Consider the following 17,828-nt stretch of genomic DNA (forward strand, 5'->3'; position numbering starts at 1 on the left):
AACGCTCGACTGTCGGTGGTGCGCCCTACCGTGACCGTCGTGGTGGAACCCGTCGACGCGTGGTGGCGCCGCCGGCAGTGGTCGCGCGGTGTGCCGATGCCGTACGCCGTCGGGGAGTTCCGTGCCGCCTGGGCGTCCTACCCGGTGCTCGTCCGGCAGTACCACCCGGAGTGGAACGCCGGCATCGTCCTCACCCAGATCCCACCGGCGGCCGACGTGCTCCTGACCTGGGAGTGCGACGTCGGCCACGTGTTCGTCGCGACCCCTGCGGAACAGCGCGGGCGTCCCGGCCGAGAGCGTCGTCGTTCCGTCTGGTGCCCCGAGTGCGCGCTGATGGCGAAGCCGCAACGCTGGCCGACCCTGCCCGACGAGTGGCCCGAAGCCGTTCCCGCACCCCAACGTGCGGTGCGGGTGACCGGTCGCCAGACCCTGCCGGCCGCGCCCGGCCGTGGGATCGGCGCTTCCGGGACGCCGTCGGGCATGCCGACCGGCGCGGTGGCGTCCGAGCGTGTCCGTCGGCCCGGTGCGGTCCGGTCGTCCGGCTCTCGCTCGGCGGCTCCTCGTCGCATCTGCCAGAAGACCCCGCGACTGCCCTCCGGCGACGCCTTCGTCAGCGTGTGTGCGCCCGCGACGGCCTCCGCGGTGGAAGCCGAACTCCGCCAGGCGCTGGCCGACCGCTTCGACTTCACGTTCGACCGCAACGCGATCCGCCTCGACCGCCCGTTCCACGACCACGTCGAGGCGTGGCCGGACATCATCCTGCCCGAGCTCCGCGTCGCGATCGAGTACGACTCCACCGGACGGCACGGCCTCGAGCACGTGGGGCCCCGCGAAGCGTCCGACCGCCGCAAGGACCGGGCGATCCGCGGTGTCGGGTGGGAGGTGATCCGGATCCGGACCGGTCGGCTTCCTGCTCTCGGCCCTCACGACCTGCAGGTGTCGGGGATCTCCGGCCGCACCATCGCGAGCCTGGTCGACACGCTCCGTGACGTCCGCGGCGCGCTCTTCGTCGACGCCTACGCGCGCTGACCCCACGCCCGGACGCCCGCGCCCGCCGACGCGCACGCCCGCGCCCGCCGACGCGCACGCCCGCGCCCGCCGACGCGCCCGCCCGCCGCATCCGTCACCCGCGGAGCGCCAGGGCCTCGCTCGTCCACCGCGCGTGCACCGCCCACGGATCCGACACGCCGGCGGCGACGACCTCGACGTGCGCCAGCAACGCCGGCGTCGTGCGGAACCACTCCGTCCCCGGGTACCGCGTCGCTGCGAACTGCCCGTGCCGACGCCGTTCGAGCACCCGGTCGCCCCGCTCGAACGCCATCAGGTCCTGATGGCTGATCCGCCCCAGCCGCTGCCGCGGGTTCGCCGTCGTGCCGATCTTGATCCGGTCGCCGACGTCGTCCCGCTGCCGCAGGTAGTACACGACGTCGACCCGCGGGGGAGCGAGGTCGCCGTCGGGCACGTCCCCGAACGGCCACTCGCACACGGCGCACACCGATCCCGACGGCCACCGCACGCCGAGCCGCGATCCGCAGACGAGACACGGGCCGGGCAGGACGTCCTCGGTCCCACGGGCGGAGGCGGCGAAGTCAGCCACGAGCCCCACGTGCGACTCGCACAGCGGCACCGGCGCGCCGGACGCGACCGGGCCCGCGCAGCCCGGGACGCAGCAGGACTGGACCATGCGCCGAACGCTACCGGCGACGTCCGACGCTCCCCGGGCCTCCCGTCTGGTGCCCCGCGGTCAGGACGCCGCGACCGGCTCGGACGATCCCCGTGCCGCGCGGTCCACCCGCACGAGCGACCGGTCCACCAGGGTGATGACGAGGAAGAGTGCCGCCGTCCCCGCCATGAACCACGCGAGGTCGTGGAGTCCCGCGTCCGTCGTCCCGTGGTGGAAGAACGCCCCGCTGGCCGACGACGCGATCATCGCGCCGAGGTACATGAACGTCCGGAGGAGCCCTGCGGAGGCGCCCACGCGCGCGGGGTCCGCCTGGTGGTAGAGCGTGTTCTGCACGGCCAGGTTCACGAGCCCCTGCGGGATGCCGAGCACGATCGCGACGACGAGCAGCAGGGCGATCGGCGAGCCGGACCCCGCGAACAGGACGACGACGCACCCGACCACCTGGGCCGCCGCACCGACCACGAGCTTGCCGCGGATCTCCGGACGTCGGCCGGTGAGCGTCGCGACCAGGATCCCCGTCGCGAACGTCGGCAGCAGGACGAGTCCCGCCTGCGACGGGGAGAGCCCGCGACCGCCTTCGAGCCACTGCGTGAACCCGTAGAGGAAGCAGTACGACACCGTGGCCGCCAGCACGCCGCGGGCGTAGGTGACGAGCAACGGCACGTTGCCGGCGAAGACCCGCACGTCGATGAACGAGTCGGGCGCGCGCAGGGAGCGCCACGCGAAGGCGGCGCCGAACAGCACGGCGAGCCCGAGCAGCCAGAGCGTCTCGACGCCGATCGACATGAGGAAGAGCAGGAGCGAGACGAGCGTGCCGGCGAACAGCACGATGCCGAGCAGGTCGATCCGGAGCCTGCCGGCACCAGGGGCCGCGGGCACCGTGCGCGGCAGGACCAGCGCCCCGAGCACCAGGCACGCGACCGCGAGCGGGACGTTCACCGCGAACGTCGCACGCCACCCACCGAGCCCGATGAGGAGCCCGCCGAGTGTCGGCCCGATGACCGCGATGGTCTGCGTCGCGACGGACAGCGCCGTGAGCACACCGGCGGGGGAGGCGATCCCGGTGCGGTCCGCCTCCGAGCGGATCAGGTACATCGACGCCGGGTAGCCGGCGCAGGTGCCGAACCCCAGCACGACGCGCGCGGCGATGAGGACCCCGAGGTTCGGCGCGAACACGCCCAGCACGCCCGCGATGCCGGTGAGTGCGGCTCCGATCAGGAACAGCCGTCGCGGCCCGAAGGTGTCCACGAGCCGTCCGACGAGCGGCTGCCCGATGCTCGTCGCGAGGTAGAGCGCCGACACGAGCCACGCCGTCTGCGACGGGGGAGCGCCGAACGCCGACGCGATGGGCACGAGGGCGACGGCGATGATCGAGGAGTTGATCGGGTTGAGGATCGACCCGAGCATCATCGGTGCGAGCAGCCGGCGGTCGAACCGGTCGGTGCGCGCGGCAGTGCTGGCGGACATGCCGCCACCGTACGCTCCTCAGCGCTGTTGTACAACCATGCTGTACAACAGGGTCAGTCGAAGATCACGCCGATCGGCTCGCGCTTCTCCTCCTGGAAGCGGTCCTCTGCGCGACCCAGCGCCCAGTACGCCGACAGGGACATGTCCGACTTCTCGAGTTCCCACTCGTCCTGCAGGAGTCGACGGATCGCCTTCATCGCGGTCCGCTCGCCGTGCGCGAAGACCTGGACCGGACGGGAGGCTCGTGGCAGCTTCCTGGCCTCCTCCAGCAGGAGCGTGCCCGGCTCGGCGCCGGCGGCGTCGCGGTACAGCCAGCGGAGCGCGATCCCCGCAGGGTGTGGGATGTCCTGCTCGTCGTCGGGGCCGGCGATCTCGACCAGGGCGACACCGGTGGCGGAGTCGTCCATCGCCTCCAGTGCCGATGCGATCGCGGGCAGCGCGCTGTCGTCACCGAGCAGCACGTGCGCGACGGCCGGATCGCTGCTCGGTGCGTAGCCGCCGCCCGGGCCGGACAGTGCGAGCGTGTCGCCCGGTTCGGCCGTGGCTGCCCACGGACCGGCGAGTCCCTCGTCGCCGTGCACCACGAAGTCGATCGCGATCGTGCGGGCATCGTGGTCGATCGCCCGGACCGTGTAGGTCCGGCGTGCCGGACGGTCCTGCTTCGGGAGGGTCTCGCGCAGTGCCTCGAGGTCGTACGGCGGCTGCAGCCCGAGTGACGGCTTCGCGAGCAGCAGCTTCACGTACTTGTCCGTGGTCTCGAGGCGTTCGGGGTCGGCCGCGTGGACGAAGTCCTCGAACGCGGGGCCGCCGAGGTGGACCCGGACCATGTGCGGCGAGAGGCGCTCGGTGCGCTCGACGACGAAGACGTGCTGGGGGCGGTTCGGTTTGCTCATCGTGGTGGAGCTTCCTCTCGGGGGATCGCAATCGCCTGGAAGTTCGACGGAGTGCTTGACGTCCGACTCAGTAAGGTTAGCCTTACCTCATGGACAGTCCCGCCATCCCGTTCTCCGAGCTGCTGCGGAAGCGCACCCGTCGCTCGCACGGCTCCTCGGCGGGGAACGGTTTCATGGACGACCTGCTCGGCGGGAAGTGCGACGTCGCCGACTACGCCGCGCTGCTCGGACAGTACTCGTTCGTCTACGACGCTCTCGAACGTGCCGCCGCGCGCATGGCCGACCACCCCGTCGCGAGTCCGTTCGTCACCGCGCAGCTGACCCGGATGCCCGCGATCCGATCGGACCTCGAGTACCTCATCGGATCGGACTGGTCCGAGCTGGTCTGTCCGCTGCCGGCGACGACCGCCTACGTGCGACGGCTCAACGAGGTCGCCGCCCAGTGGCCGGGTGGGTTCGTCGCGCACCACTACACGCGGTACCTCGGCGACCTGTCCGGCGGGCAGATGATCGGCCGGATGCTCTCCGAGCAGTTCGGGTTCGACACGAACGGCGTGCTGTTCTACATCTTCGACCAGGTCGCCGACCCCGCCGCGTTCAGGGACACCTACCGCGGCCAGCTCGACGCCGCGCCGTGGGACGACGACGAGCGCGAGCGGGTGATCGCCGAGGTCGAGCTCGCGTACGAGCTGAACAACGGGCTCCTCGCGGAGCTCGATGCCGGTCGTCGTCCGGACGTGGCGGTGACCGCGTGAGCGCCGGCGCCTCCGAGCCCTTCGACGACGATGCCCGAGCGGCGATCCTGCACCACATGAACGGCGACCACGCCGGCGACAACCTGGTGATCGTCCGGGCGAACGGTGCCGCCACCGCCGTCGCCGCCACGATGACCGAGATCGACGCGATCGCCGGGGTGTGGATCGCCCAGCTCGACGACGGCGACGTGGAACGGGTCATCGTGCCGTGGACGACGCCGCTCACCGACCGACGGTCCGCCCGTGTGCAGATCGTCGAGGTGCACACCGCCGCGCAGGCGCAGCTCTCCGAGCCGAGCTAGCCGCCAGGGCTCCACAGACCCGCCGGGATCGCGGACGGTCGGCCACAGCAGGGGTGCTCCCGCTGCCCGTCCGCCTTCCCGGCGACACCTCCCGCCCGGCGGCACGCGCCGCGGCATCCGCCGCCGCGCCTAGCGTCGGATGCGCCGCGCCAGCTTCTGGATCGGGCCGGTCCGGGGTGCGCGCTCGGACGGGTCCTCGACCTCCTGCTGGTAGAAGTCCGCGAAGTCGACCATCATCGCCCGCCGCTCCGCGCGCAGGTACGCCCGACGCTCCCGGGTGAAAGCGACGACGGTCGACCAGCACATCAGCACCATCACGACGCTGAACGGGAGCGCCGTGGTGATCGCGGCCGTCTTCAGCGCGTTCAACCCGCCGGCGAGCAGCAACGCGATGGCGACGAGCGCCGTGACCCCGGCGAAGAACACCCGGATCCAGTTCTTCGGCTCGATCTGCCCGCCGGTCGCGATCATGCCCATCACGAGTGCCCCCGAGTCCGCAGAGGTCACGAAGAACACCCCGATCAGGACGATCGCGCCGATGACGAGCACCGACCCGGCCGGCAGGTCGCCGAGCATCTGGAAGAGCACCTGCTCGACGTTCACGGTCCCGCCGGCGCCGAGGAGGTCCCCGTTCCCGTTGAGCTGGTCCCACAGCGCGGTCCCGCCCATGATCGAGAACCAGAGGAAGGTCAGCAGGGTCGGGACGAAGAGCACGCCGAGGACGAACTGGCGCACGGTCCGACCGCGGGAGATCCTGGCGATGAAGATCCCCACGAACGGGGCCCACGACATCCACCAGCCCCAGTAGAACGTCGTCCAAGCGCCCTGCCACTCCTGCCCGGCCTTGCCCGCGAAGGCACTCGTGTCGAACGCGAGCCCGACGAAGCCCTGCAGGTACTGCCCGATCGACTGCACGAACTCGCCGAGCAGGAACTGGGTCGGCCCGAAGACGAGCACGACGAGGAGCAGCGCCGCGGCGAGCAGCAGGTTGATGTTCGACAGGATCTTCATGCCCTTGCCGACGCCGCTCAGGAGCGACCCGATGGCGATCAGCGTGACGACGACGATCAGCCCGATCTGCAGGCCGCGGGTGTTCGCCGCGATGTCCGTGTAGTCGAGTCCTGCACCGATCTGCAGGACACCGAGGCCGAGGGACGTCGCGACGCCGAACAGCGTCCCGACGAGTGCGACGACGTCGATGAGGTTCCCCCAGCCGCCCGTGACCCGCTTGCCGAGGAGCGGTTCGAGCGCCCAGCGGATGGACACCGGGCGACCGCGGCGGTGGATCGCGTAGGCGAGTGCGAGCCCGACGACGACGTAGATCGCCCACGCGTGCAGGCCCCAGTGCAGGAACGTCTGGGACATCGCGCGCTGGGCGAGTTGCTCGTCGCTGCCGGTGACGCCTGGCCTGGGGGAGGCGTAGTGGCTGAGCGGCTCGGCGACGCCGTAGAAGACGAGGCCGATGCCCATCCCGGCGGCGAACAGCAGCGCGAGCCAGGACATCGTGGAGAACTCGGGCGCTTCGTCGTCCTTGCCGAGCACGATGTCGCCGAACCGGCTGAACCCGATCCAGATCGCGAACAGGACGAACCCCGCGGCGACGATGACGTAGTACCAGCCGAAGTCGCGGACGATCGCGTCCTGCACCGTGGCGAAGACGGCCTCGGTCTGCTTCGGCGCGATGAGTGCGACGACGACGAACGCCAGCACCAGGCCGGCTGCCGGCCAGAACACCCAGCGCTTGACCGGCGGCTCCCGTCCGTCGGCGCCCTCCAGGACAGGAGGCTCGTCATGCGCCACCTGGGCGGCCCCCGTCTCGTCGATGGCCGCTTCGGCGCCCTCGGCCGGTTCCGCAGTGTCGCTCACACCCCCGGATTCTACGAACGGACCCGGAAGCCCGTCCGGATGCGATGCGAATCCACGCCGCCCGTCCGGACGGTCGTCGTCACCGAAGCCCGGCTGCCGATACGCTGCTCTGGACCCGGAGGCGGTATACCGGGCCGACCCGAAAGGACGAGATGACGGCGATCGACGGATCGACGCGCTTCGGGAGCGCGCGCGACGATGTGAGCGGAGCGGTCGACAGCGACCTGCGTTCGGATGTCCGCTACCTCGGCAAGTTGCTCGGGCGCGTGCTGCGCGAGAGCGGCGGCGACGACCTGCTGCGCGACGTCGAGGCCTTGCGTGCCGCGGTGATCGAGGCGTACGAGGGCTCCGACGCGGACGGCGCGGCACGTGCCGAGGCGGTCGTGTCCGGACTCTCGGCGGAACGCGCCGAAGAGGTCGCACGTGCCTTCACCACCTACTTCCACCTGACGAACCTGGCCGAGGAGCACCACCGTGTGCGCGTGCTCCGGCTGCGCGGGGACGACGGCGGTGTCGCGGGGGACTCGTTCCCGGCGACGTACGCCCAGCTCGTCGACGAGGTCGGCGCCGAGCAGGCGGCCACGCGACTCGACGCGCTCCGCTTCCACCCGGTCCTGACCGCGCACCCGACCGAGGCCCGCCGTCGCGCGGTGACCACGGCCGTCCGCCGCATCACGGACCTCATCGACGAGCGCGACCGGGCGAAGAACTCGACGGCGCTCGTGGAGAACGAACGGCGGCTGCTCGAGGAGATCACGAACCTCCTCCGTACGTCCCCGCTCCGCACCACCCGACCGACCCCGCTCGACGAGGTCCGCACGGCGATGAGCGTGTTCGACCAGACGCTGTTCGAGATCGTCCCGCAGGTCTACCGTCTGCTCGACGACCGGCTCCAGGGTGACGCCGCTGGCAGCGCTCCGGCCAAGGCCCCGGCGTTCGTCCGGTTCGGCACGTGGATCGGCGGCGACCGCGACGGCAACCCGCACGTCACGGCCGACGTGACCCGGCAGGCGGCCGAGATCGCGGCGGAGCACATCCTGCTCGGCCTGATGCGCGCGGCGACCCGCATCGGCAGCACCCTGACCCTCGACAGCAGCGAGACCCCGGCGGACGCCGGACTGACCGCGCTCGTGGTGGCGCAGGAGAGCCTCGATCCCGGCATCGCCGAGCGCATCGGGATCCGCGCGCCGAACGAGACGCACCGCCGTGCACTGCTCTTCACCGCTGCTCGGATCGACGCGACCCGTCGCGGCGACGCCGCGCTCGCGTACGACGGACCAGAGGCGTTCCTCGCGGACCTCCGAACCATCCAGGCATCGCTCGTCGCGGCCGGCGCGGCGCGTCCCGCGTACGGCGAGCTGCAGAACCTCATCTGGCAGGTCGAGACCTTCGGGTTCCACCTCGCCGAGCTCGAGGTCCGGCAGCACTCGCAGGTGCACCGGAACGCCCTCGCGGAGATCCGTGCAGGTGGCGACCTCAGCGAGACGACCGAAGAGGTCCTCGCGGTCTTCCGGACCATCGCGGACCTGCAGCGTCGGTACGGCGTGCGGGCTTCCAACCGGTACATCGTGTCGTTCACGCAGTCGGCGGAGGACCTGGCGAACGTCCACGAACTCGCCGCCGCCGCGCTCGGGTCCGCCGAGGCAGCGCCGGTGCTCGACGTCATCCCGCTGTTCGAGACGTTCGCCGACCTGCACGCGAGCGTCGGCATCCTCGACGAGGCCGTCCGGACCGAGGCGTTCCAGCGGCGCCTCGCCGCGACCGGTCGCAAGCTCGAGGTCATGCTCGGGTACTCGGACTCCTCGAAGGACGTCGGCCCGGTGTCGGCGAACCTGGCGCTCTACGACGCGCAGGCGCAGATCGCCGAGTGGGCCAGGCAGAACGACGTCGAGCTCACCCTGTTCCACGGACGCGGCGGGTCGCTCGGCCGCGGTGGCGGTCCCGCGAACGAGGCCGTGCTCGCTCAGCCACCAGGGTCCATCGACGGCAGGCTGAAGCTCACCGAACAGGGTGAGGTCATCTTCGCCCAGTACGGCGACCAGGACATCGCCGCCCGGCACCTCGAGCAGATGGCCTCCGCGACGCTGTTCGCGTCGTCGCCGTCGAACGAGGCGCTCACCGAGGCCGCTGCCGATCGGTTCGCCGACCTCGCCCAGCAGCTCGACGACGTCTCCCGCGACGCCTTCTACGACCTCGTGAAGGCCGACGGGTTCGCGCCGTGGTTCGCCACGGTGACCCCGATGGAGGAGATCGGGCTGCTGCCGCTCGGATCCCGTCCGGCGCGCCGTGGGCTGTCGGTCGAGTCGCTCGAGGACCTCCGCGCCATCCCGTGGGTCTTCTCGTGGACCCAGGCCCGGATCAACCTCGCCGGCTGGTACGGCCTCGGGTCCGCGCTCCAGGCGGTGGGCAACGAGGAACTCCTCCGCACCGCCTACGCCGAGTGGCCGCTCTTCGGCGCGATGATCAAGAACGTCGAGATGTCGCTCGCGAAGACGGACGAGCACATCGCCCGCCGGTACCTCGAGCTGGCCGACCGCGACGACCTCGCGGCGAAGGTGCTCGACGAGATGCTCCGCACGCGGGAGTGGGTGCTCCGGGTCTCCGGTGGTGCCGACGTGCTCGAGGACCGTCCGGTGCTCGCCCGCGCCGTGCGACTCCGCAGCCCGTACGTCGACGCCCTGTCGCACCTGCAGCTCCGCGCGCTGCGTGCGATCCGCAGCACCGGCAGCACCGATCCTTCCGATGCCGACCACCGGCTGCTGCTCCTGACGGTCAACGGGATCGCCGCCGGCCTGCAGAACACGGGCTGACCCCCGAACGCACCGGCGGACGGGAGGCGCGGTGCTGGCTGGCACCGCGCCTCCCGTCGATCGCGTGGCGCGACCCGTCACCGGCCGGTGACCCTCCTCGAGTGGTCGCGACACCCCGCCAGCCCGACGCCGACCGGCCACGGATGGTCGTCCGGCCGAAAGACACCCGACGTCCCGCGACCACTCGGCGAACGCGAGCGGGGTTTCGTGACCAGCCAGTCCGCACTGTCGAATCGATTCGGTCCGCGGTAGCGTGGCGGACGTGACGACGGAGCGCATGCGGACCATCTCGACGAGCCTGCCGCCGATCGTCCCGCTGGCCCTCATCGTCGGTGTCTCGCCGTTCGCGACGGACATGTACATCCCCGCGCTGCCGGCGATCGCCCGCGACCTCGGGACGACGCCGAGCGCCGTGCAGCTCTCCCTGACCGCGTTCCTCGTCGCGTTCGCGGTCGGACAGCTGCTCGCCGGCCCGGTGAGCGACGGCATCGGTCGCCGGCCGATGCTCCTCTGGGGCACCGCGCTCTTCGCCGTCGCCTCGCTCGGGTGCGCCCTCGCGCCCGACGTCGTCACGCTGGTCGTCGCCCGGGTCGTGGAGGGCCTCGCCGGAGCCGCCGCTGCTGTGGCCGGGCGGGCGATGGTGTCCGACGTGACCGACGGGGCGGTCATGGCGAAGGTGTTCGGCACCCTCGCGGCGATCAACGCGATCGGGCCGGTCGTGGCGCCGCTCGTCGGGGGAGCGGTCCTGACGGTCGGGACATGGCGCGTGATGTTCGTCGTGCTCGCGGTCCTCGGCGCGGTGTTCTTCGCCATGGTGGTGGCCCGGTTCCCCGAGACCCTCCGCGCGGAGGCACGCGGCGGCATCGGACTCGGCGCGAACTGGCACCGGATGCGCGAGCTCCTGGCGATCCCGCGGTTCCGCGCCTACCTGCTCTCCGGGGTGCTCTCGACGATCGGCTTCTTCGCGTACATCGCGACGAGTTCGTTCGTGTTCCAGACGCAGTTCGGGTTCTCGGAGGGGCTGTACACGATCGTGTTCGCCACGAACGCGACGATGATGATCATCACGACGCTCGTGTTCCGGCGGGTCGTCGGGCGCTTCTCCGAGGACGGCCTGCTCACGTTCGGGCTCGTCGTCGGGACGATCGGTGGGGCCGGGGTGCTGGTCTCGGCGCTGCTCGGCCTCGGTCCCGTCCCGGTCTGGTGTTCGCTCGCCGTGGTGACGGGCGCGTGGGGGTTCGTCCTGCCGGCCGCGATGACCCGCACGCAGCACGTCGGCGCCGCGCACCCGGGGACCGCCGCGGCGCTCCAGGGCGGACTGTCGTTCGGGCTCGGTGGCCTCGGCACGCCACTCGCGGGGGTGCTCGGCGGGACCGCGCTCGCGATGGGTGCGGTCATGGTCGTGCTGATGGCAGCGGCGGTGGTCGTGCAGACGGTGGCGACACGGAGAACTCGCTGACCGTACCGACGATGGGCGGATCCGAACCGATAGGGTCCGTGGAGCACGCGCACCGACCTGAGGAGGACCACCGGCATGGAGATCGTCGTACACGAGGCGCAGACGGACGCGGCGGTCCTGGAGTGCAAGGGGCGACTCAACATGGTCTCGGCCCCCGCGTTCCGGGAGACCGTCGCCAAGGTCGTCGGGGACGGTCGGCACCGTGTGGTGGTCGAGCTCTCCGCCGTGGACTTCATGGACTCGTCCGGACTCGGCGCCCTGGTCGGATGCCTGAAGACCGCGCGGCAGGCGGGCGGCGACCTGCGGATCGCGGCGCCGTCCGACCAGGTCTCGATGGTGCTGAAGCTCTCGAACATCGACAAGATCCTGCGGACGTACCCGGACGGGGACGCCGCGGTGTCCAACTGGGGATGAGCGGGTCCGCCGTGGGCGAGCACCGCCTGGAGTTCGCGTCCCCGCCGGACGACGTGAACGCGGTCCACGACTTCCTCGCGGGTGTGTGGGGCACCGAGCCGTCGGTCGGTGCCGAAGACCGCATGGCCTTCGAGCTGGCGCTCGTCGAACTCGCGTCCAACGTCGTGGAGCACGCGGGTGGCGGCCACCGGGTCGCGTGCTCGCTGGCCCTCGCGGTCACCGGTGACGGCCTGGAGGCACGGCTCACCGACGACGGTCGGCCTGCGTCCGTCGACCCCGCGGCGGCCGTGCTGCCGGACGGGTCCGCGGAGAGCGGTCGCGGTCTGGCGCTGGTCGGCATGGTCGTGGACGAGCTGCGGTACGAACGCGAGGGCGACCACAACCGCTGGACAGTACGCCGCGGCCGGTCCTCCAGCACCGCCTGACTGTCCAGAACGCGCACTGGGTGAGCCGGAACCCGCAAGGCTCCGACGGCGATTCCGTCGGGGTCACCGGCGCGTGTCACGATCCGGTCGATGACAGTCGAGTCCGACCCCAGGATGAGCTTCGAGACGTCTGGTGACGACCTCGGCGCGGCGCTCCGCATGTACGAGGACGCGTACGAGGGCACCGATTTCGTCGCGCGGTACACGGAGCGCGACTTCTCGTACCGGTTCCGCGTGGTCGGTGACGACACGATGTCCTTCCGGTCGAGTCGGTTCGACGCCCGGGTGTCCGGTGAGGTCGAGGTCCGTGACGAGTACGTCGTGATGTGGACGGCCGAGGGCGGCGGTCTGGTCGACGTCGGCCGCGACGAGGTGACACTCGTCCCGGGGACGCCGATGATGTTCCCGACCGGACGCCCGTACGTCTTCGACCTCGCCGACATCCGCCAGAGCCTGGTGCAGTTCGAGCGCAGCTACCTGGAGGGCGTCGCGGCCGAGTTCCACGGCGCGCAGCCGGGGCCGCTCGTGTTCGACCACGCCGCCGCCCTCGAAGCCGATGACGTGCGTGTGTGGAACCGGCAGGTCCAGGCCGCCGCCGCGACGGTGCTCGGCAGCGCACCGGTCTCGCCGCTCGTGCTGGCCGAGACCGCCCGCGAGACCGCGACGACGCTGCTCCGCACCTTCCCGCACCGGCTCCTCACGCCTGATGTCCCGCTGCCGCAGGGCGCGACCGGCAGGGTCCGCGGGGCGGTGGAGTACATGCACGCCTTCGCACACACGCCGATCTCCACGACCGACGTCGCGGAACACGTCGGCCTGAGCGTCCGCGGTCTGCAGCAGGCCTTCCAGCGGCAGGTCGGCACGGCCCCGAACGCCATGCTCCGCGGGATCCGACTGGACCGCATCCGGGAGGAGCTCCGCCGGGGATCACCGGGGGAGCTGACGGTCGCGTCGGTGGCGGTGAAGTGGGGCTTCGCACACCTCGGGCGGTTCTCGGCCGCGTACGCCTCGCGCTTCGGCGAGTACCCGCGGGACACGCTGCAGGCCTGATCGACCGCGGCGGACGATCCCCGTACGCTGCAGGAGTGAGCCGACCTCGACCCTGGGTGATCGTCCCCGGCATCTGGAACTCCGACGCCGAGCACTGGCAGTCGCACTGGCAGGAGTCCCGCGGGGCGGACGCCGTGCGGATCGCGCCGACGTCCTGGTCCGAGCCGGATCCCGACGACTGGTCGGCCGCGATCGACCGTGCGGTGGCGGCCTGTGACGAACCGCCCGTGCTCGTCGCGCACAGCCTCGGCGTGCTGGCGGTGGCGGCGTGGCTCGCGGAGCACGACGACGGCCGCGTCGCCGGTGCGTTCCTCGTGGCGCCGCCGGACCCGGACGCCCCCGGGTTCCCCGCCGCCGCGGCCGGCTTCACGGCGCCGACGCAGGGCGTGCGGACGCCCACCGTCCTCGTGGTGAGCGACGACGACCCGTACTGCACCGCTGATCGTGCGCTCGGGATCGCTTCGACGCTCGGCGCGGGGGTGCAGCGGATCGGCGCCTTCGGGCACGTCAACGTGGCGAGCGGCGTGGGGGACTGGGACGCCGGGCGCACCCTGCTCGAGGACTTCGCCGCGGCGCTGTAGGCCTGATCGCAGCCGAGCGGTGCCCGCCCGGACGACACGCCGTTCACGTTCGGGGCGATATGGCACGCGATGCCGCGACACTCCGCGGATGTCCGACGGGATCGAGCGCGCGATATTCATACTTCCCTCATGGAAACGCAGTCCGGTGCACGCACCCCCCTCGTCGACCCCTTCGGTCGCGAGCTCGAGGAGTGGCTCCGTGACGCACCGGCGACCCGGTCACCGTACGTGTCGGACCTCGTGGTCCCACCCGTCACGGGCCCGGTGCAGCGACCGGACGCCACCACGGACGCCGCACCCGAACGCGACCAGGCCACCGAGGAGCCATCGTCGGCACCCTCGGACGACACGGCGTTCCGTCGCCCCCGCGACCGTGGGCGACACGCCTCGGTCTGCGCGCCGTCCTTCCCCGAACCCCCGGAGCGGCTCGCGCTCCGCATCGACGAGCTCGAGGTCGAGGTGTCCGCGCAGAGCGGCCGCCCGGTGATCGAGCGCATCGTGATCCTCGAGGACGAGGTCCGCCGTCGCGACGAGGACCTCGCCCGCCTGTCCGCCTGGGAAGCCGTCGTCGCCGACCTCGCGGACCCCGAGGTCGACGCCGCTCGTGCGTACGCGCGCTCGGTCTTCGCCGACCTGCTCGCCGACGCCGCCGACGAGAACGACCGCCGGGACCGTGCGGCCGCCCGCCGTGCAGCGGCCACCGGGGCGGTCGCGGTCGTGACCGCAGGCTCGGTCGCCGGGGTGACGACGCCGACCGCGGCGCCGGCCCTCGTCGAGCCTGCAGCGGCGCCCGTCACCGCGGACCGGGTCGACGACCTGGACGTCGAGTCCACGGAGCGTGACGAGCCCGCGCGACCCGTGCTGCGCCTCCCGGCCGTGTCGCCGGTGTCCGCGAACACCCGCCCGACCCCGCTCGTCCAGCCCGCGACCGGTCCGACGGTCGTGGACCGCGACGCCTTCGCCGCCGTCCTCCGTGCGCACCGTGTGGAGACGGCCGGCACGCCGGTCGTGTTCGCCGCCGAGCACGCGGCCGAGCTCCCGGCGGTCGCACCGTCACCGGAGCCGCAGCCCGTGGCGACCACCGAGACACCGGCGCAGTCCGGTTGGTGGTCCCGGGTCGTCGCCGCGGTGCTCCGGCTCGTCCGCCGCTGAACCCGGTGGCCTGCCGCTCCTCGGTAGACTGACCGGATGCCGACGCTCCGCGATCTCCAGGCCGTGATCGAGTCCCTCTGGCCGGTCGACGGCGCGGAGTCCTGGGACGCCGTCGGCCTCGTCTCCGGGGACCCGGACGCGGTCGTCGAGCACGTGCACCTCGCCGTCGACGCCGTGCCGGACACGGCGCGTGAAGCCGTCGCGGTCGGTGCCGACCTGCTCCTCACGCACCACCCGCTGCTGCTCCGCGGCGTGACGACGATCGCGGAGTCGACCTCCAAGGGGTCCGTGCTGGCCACGCTCGTCCGCGGTGGTTGCGCGCTCGTGGCCGCACACACCAACGCCGACGTCGTGCGCTCCGGCACCTCGGCCGTGCTCGCCGACCGGATCGGGCTCACCGACCTGCGTCCGATCGAGTCCGGTTCGGCAGCGGACACCGGGATCGGCCGGGTCGGCGTGCTGCCGGAGTCCGTCACGCTCGGGGCGCTCGCACGGCGCATCGTCGACGTGCTGCCCGCCACCGCGTCTGGGGTCCGCGTGTCCGGCGCGTACGACCAACCCGTCCGGACCGTCGCACTCTGCGCCGGCGCCGGGGACTCCCTGCTGGGCAACCCGCTCGTGCAGGCCGCCGACGTGTACGTCACGAGCGACCTCCGTCACCACCCGGCATCCGAGTTCCGCGAGCAGGCGATGCTCGCCGGCGGCCCGGCACTCATCGACACGTCGCACTGGGCCAGCGAGTGGCTCTGGCTCGACGTCGCCGCCGAAGAACTCCGTCGCGCCGCCGGTGTCCGCGTGACGGTGAGCGACCTCCGGACCGACCCGTGGGACTTCGCGGTCCTGCCGAACGCCTCCGCCCCCACCACCGAGCACCACAACGAAGGAGCCTGATCATGAAGGCAGCACCCGAGGACCAGGCCATCCTCCTCGACGTCCAGCGTCTGGACAACGGCATCACCCGCATCGCACACCGCATCAGCTCGCTGCAGAAGGGCGCCAAGCTGACCGAGCTCGGCACGACGGCGGCGGGGCTCAGGAGCGAACTCGTCGACGCGACCGGCAAGGTCGAGGACGCTGAGCGCGACCTCGCCCGACTCGAGTCCGACACCGCGACGGCCCAGGCCAGGATCGAGCGCGACACGACCATGCTGCAGAACGTGTCGAGCGCCAAGGACGCCGCCGGGCTCCAGAGCGAACTCGACTCGTTGCAGCGCCGCATCGGGGACCTCGAGACGTCCGAGCTGGAGATCATGGAGACGCTCGACGTCCTCCGTGCGCGGGTCGGCGACGTCGAGGCGAAGCTCGCCGACGTCGAGGCGCAGCGCACCGCCCTCGTCGCGGAGCGGGACACCGAGATCGAGCGGCTCGAGGGCGACCGGGTCTCCGCGACCCAGAGCCGCGCCGACGTCGCGGCGAAGGTCCCGGACGACCTCCTCGCGCTGTACGAGCGCCAGCGTGCGCGGTACGGGTTCGGGGCGTCGCTCCTGCAGGGCGGTGTGTCGACGGCGTCCGGCGTGACGCTCACCGGAGCCGACCTGCAGGCGGTCCGTGCGGCCGCGCCCGACGACGTCGTGCTCTGCCCCGACAGCGAGGCGATCCTGGTCCGGACGGCCGAGTCCGGCCTGTAGACGCACGCCGAACCGGACGGGAGGCCCGGTGCCAGCTGGCACCGGGCCTCCCGTCCGTCACGTGGTGCGAACGGGCCGGCCGTACGCCGGGTTCTGTCCCGCCTTGCAGCGGTGACGGCCATCTCTCTCGGACCGACGTTGCCGTCGGCCTCCAGCGGTCTACCCGAGGACTCGGCGAGCAGCCTCGACGTCCTCTGTCTGACCTTGCTCCGGGCGAGGTTTACCGAGCGAGTCCGGTCACCCGGACCCCTGGTGGTCTCTTACACCACCGTTTCACCCTTACCGACGTCGCCGCCGGCGGTCTGCTTTCTGTGGCACTGTCTCGCGGATTGCTCCGGGTGGGTGTTACCCACCGCCCTGCTCTGTGGAGCCCGGACGTTCCTCGGCGCTCCCGGGGGAGCGACGCGACCGTCTCACCGACCCGTTCGCAATGCCGAGTCTACCGGTGCCGAGTGGTCGTGACACGCCGCGTGCGAGCGCCGAGCGGTCACGAACTGTCGCTCCCAGACCCGCCGGACGACGGTTCGTGACCACTCGGCGAAGCGTCAACGGCGTGTTGCGACCGCTCGGCGGCACACTCGCGCCGGGCTACTTCGAGTTGAACGCCAGGGTCGCGGCACCGATGATGCCCGCGTTGTTGCGGAGCGTCGCGGGGATGATGTCCGCCTGCAGGTCGAGGAGCGGCAGGAACTCGTCGTACTGCTTCGACACGCCGCCGCCGACCACGAAGAGCTCTGGCGAGAGCAGGGCCTCGAGCCGCGAGTAGTACTTCTGCAGACGCTTCGCCCAGTGCTTCCAGGAGAGGTCGTCCCGCTCCTTCGCCGCGAACGAGGCCTTCGTCTCGTAGTCGACCCCGTCGATCTCCAGGTGGCCGAGCTCCGCGTTCACGATGAGCACGCCGTCGTTGATGAGCGCGGTGCCGATGCCCGTGCCGAGCGTCGTCATGATGACGAGGCCGTCCCGACCCTTGGCGGCGCCGAACTGCTGCTCGGCGAACCCGGCGGCGTCGGCGTCGTTGACGAAGTGGATGGAGCGACCGAGTTCCTTCTCGAAGAGCGCCTCCGCCTCGAAGCCGATCCACTTCTTCGACACGTTCGCCGCCGACATGGTCTTGCCGTCGCGGACGATCGCGGGGAAGCACACACCCACGGGGACGTCCTGGTCCGGGCCGAGCTCGTCGAGGATCTCGACGACGACGGACACGATGTCGTGGGGCTTCCCGCCCTCCGGGGTGGCCTTCTTGATCCGGTCGGTCGTCAGTTCACCGGTCGTCGTGTCGACGATCGCGCCCTTGATGCCCGTACCGCCGATGTCGACGCCGACTGCGAGTGAGGTCATGAGG

The 17,828-nt window shown here is 71.8% G+C and carries 17 protein-coding genes and 1 other RNA gene; 12 read left to right on the forward strand and 6 right to left on the reverse strand.

Translation table 11 applies throughout. The annotated features are described in order from the left end of the window. Nucleotides 1-39: 39 nt before the first annotated feature. Complete coding sequence (locus AAEP80_RS11370) at nt 40-1,029, forward strand: hypothetical protein (RefSeq protein ID WP_420364490.1); 990 nt, start codon at nt 40-42, stop codon at nt 1,027-1,029. A gap of 94 nt (nt 1,030-1,123) precedes the next feature. Here AAEP80_RS11370 and AAEP80_RS11375 read toward each other — a convergent pair whose 3' ends face one another. Genes AAEP80_RS11375 through AAEP80_RS11385 form a run of 3 tightly spaced genes read right to left on the reverse strand, consistent with a single transcriptional unit; the run spans nt 1,124 to nt 4,044 of the window. Beyond that, nucleotides 1,124-1,684, reverse strand: coding sequence for a GIY-YIG nuclease family protein (locus tag AAEP80_RS11375; protein WP_420364491.1), 561 nt, complete (start codon nt 1,682-1,684; stop codon nt 1,124-1,126). Between the two features lie 60 nt (nt 1,685-1,744). Beyond that, entirely contained in the window at nt 1,745-3,151 is a 1,407-nt protein-coding gene (locus AAEP80_RS11380; protein WP_420364492.1) for an MFS transporter, read from the reverse strand. 53 nt (nt 3,152-3,204) lie between these two features. Continuing rightward, complete coding sequence (locus AAEP80_RS11385) at nt 3,205-4,044, reverse strand: siderophore-interacting protein (protein ID WP_420364493.1); 840 nt, start codon at nt 4,042-4,044, stop codon at nt 3,205-3,207. A gap of 89 nt (nt 4,045-4,133) precedes the next feature. Here AAEP80_RS11385 and AAEP80_RS11390 point away from each other — a divergent pair, with 89 nt between their 5' ends. Further along, nucleotides 4,134-4,799, forward strand: coding sequence for a heme oxygenase (biliverdin-producing) (locus tag AAEP80_RS11390; RefSeq protein ID WP_420364494.1), 666 nt, complete (start codon nt 4,134-4,136; stop codon nt 4,797-4,799). Beyond that, a complete protein-coding gene (locus tag AAEP80_RS11395) occupies nt 4,796-5,101 on the forward strand; it encodes a DUF2470 domain-containing protein (protein WP_413602077.1) in 306 nt (101 codons plus the stop codon). The genes AAEP80_RS11390 and AAEP80_RS11395 overlap by 4 nt, the downstream gene beginning before the upstream one ends. A 129-nt stretch (nt 5,102-5,230) precedes the next feature. On the opposite strand, the gene AAEP80_RS11400 is transcribed toward AAEP80_RS11395, so the two are convergent. Continuing rightward, complete coding sequence (locus tag AAEP80_RS11400) at nt 5,231-6,967, reverse strand: BCCT family transporter (RefSeq protein WP_420364495.1); 1,737 nt, start codon at nt 6,965-6,967, stop codon at nt 5,231-5,233. A gap of 152 nt (nt 6,968-7,119) precedes the next feature. Between AAEP80_RS11400 and AAEP80_RS11405 the strand changes: the two genes are divergently transcribed. The 9 genes from AAEP80_RS11405 to AAEP80_RS11445 all read left to right on the forward strand — a co-directional run bounded on the left by AAEP80_RS11405 (nt 7,120) and on the right by AAEP80_RS11445 (nt 16,486). Next, nucleotides 7,120-9,777, forward strand: coding sequence for a phosphoenolpyruvate carboxylase (locus tag AAEP80_RS11405; RefSeq protein ID WP_420364496.1), 2,658 nt, complete (start codon nt 7,120-7,122; stop codon nt 9,775-9,777). Nucleotides 9,778-10,039: 262 nt separating this feature from the next. Continuing rightward, nucleotides 10,040-11,236 carry a multidrug effflux MFS transporter gene (locus AAEP80_RS11410; protein ID WP_420364497.1) on the forward strand — a complete coding sequence of 399 codons (1,197 nt, stop codon included), beginning with the start codon at nt 10,040-10,042 and terminating at the stop codon, nt 11,234-11,236. 75 nt (nt 11,237-11,311) lie between these two features. Next, nucleotides 11,312-11,650, forward strand: coding sequence for an STAS domain-containing protein (locus tag AAEP80_RS11415; RefSeq protein WP_420364498.1), 339 nt, complete (start codon nt 11,312-11,314; stop codon nt 11,648-11,650). Then, nucleotides 11,647-12,075 (forward strand): ATP-binding protein, encoded by a 429-nt coding sequence (locus AAEP80_RS11420; protein ID WP_420364499.1) that lies wholly within the window; start codon nt 11,647-11,649, stop codon nt 12,073-12,075. The genes AAEP80_RS11415 and AAEP80_RS11420 overlap by 4 nt, the downstream gene beginning before the upstream one ends. Nucleotides 12,076-12,165: 90 nt before the next feature. After that, a complete protein-coding gene (locus AAEP80_RS11425; RefSeq protein ID WP_420364500.1) occupies nt 12,166-13,125 on the forward strand; it encodes an AraC family transcriptional regulator in 960 nt (319 codons plus the stop codon). 35 nt (nt 13,126-13,160) lie between these two features. Further along, nucleotides 13,161-13,706 carry an RBBP9/YdeN family alpha/beta hydrolase gene (locus AAEP80_RS11430; protein WP_420364501.1) on the forward strand — a complete coding sequence of 182 codons (546 nt, stop codon included), beginning with the start codon at nt 13,161-13,163 and terminating at the stop codon, nt 13,704-13,706. A gap of 129 nt (nt 13,707-13,835) precedes the next feature. Next, nucleotides 13,836-14,858, forward strand: a complete 1,023-nt coding sequence (locus AAEP80_RS11435) for a hypothetical protein (RefSeq protein WP_420364502.1) — start codon at nt 13,836-13,838, stop codon at nt 14,856-14,858. Between the two features lie 36 nt (nt 14,859-14,894). Then, nucleotides 14,895-15,749 carry a Nif3-like dinuclear metal center hexameric protein gene (locus AAEP80_RS11440; protein ID WP_420364503.1) on the forward strand — a complete coding sequence of 285 codons (855 nt, stop codon included), beginning with the start codon at nt 14,895-14,897 and terminating at the stop codon, nt 15,747-15,749. A gap of 2 nt (nt 15,750-15,751) precedes the next feature. Then, entirely contained in the window at nt 15,752-16,486 is a 735-nt protein-coding gene (locus AAEP80_RS11445; protein WP_420364504.1) for a zinc ribbon domain-containing protein, read from the forward strand. A 67-nt stretch (nt 16,487-16,553) separates the two neighbouring features. Here AAEP80_RS11445 and rnpB read toward each other — a convergent pair. Continuing rightward, nucleotides 16,554-16,910, reverse strand: an RNA gene (rnpB, locus tag AAEP80_RS11450) — RNase P RNA component class A. Nucleotides 16,911-17,074: 164 nt separating this feature from the next. Next, the gene (gene ppgK, locus AAEP80_RS11455; RefSeq protein WP_281264368.1) at nt 17,075-17,824 is read right to left on the reverse strand and encodes a polyphosphate--glucose phosphotransferase; all 750 of its coding nucleotides are present in this window, start codon (nt 17,822-17,824) and stop codon (nt 17,075-17,077) included. Nucleotides 17,825-17,828 lie beyond the last annotated feature (4 nt).

Origin of the sequence: Curtobacterium sp. L3-7 (genome assembly GCF_048756585.1) — a bacterium.
Lineage (GTDB): Bacteria > Actinomycetota > Actinomycetes > Actinomycetales > Microbacteriaceae > Curtobacterium.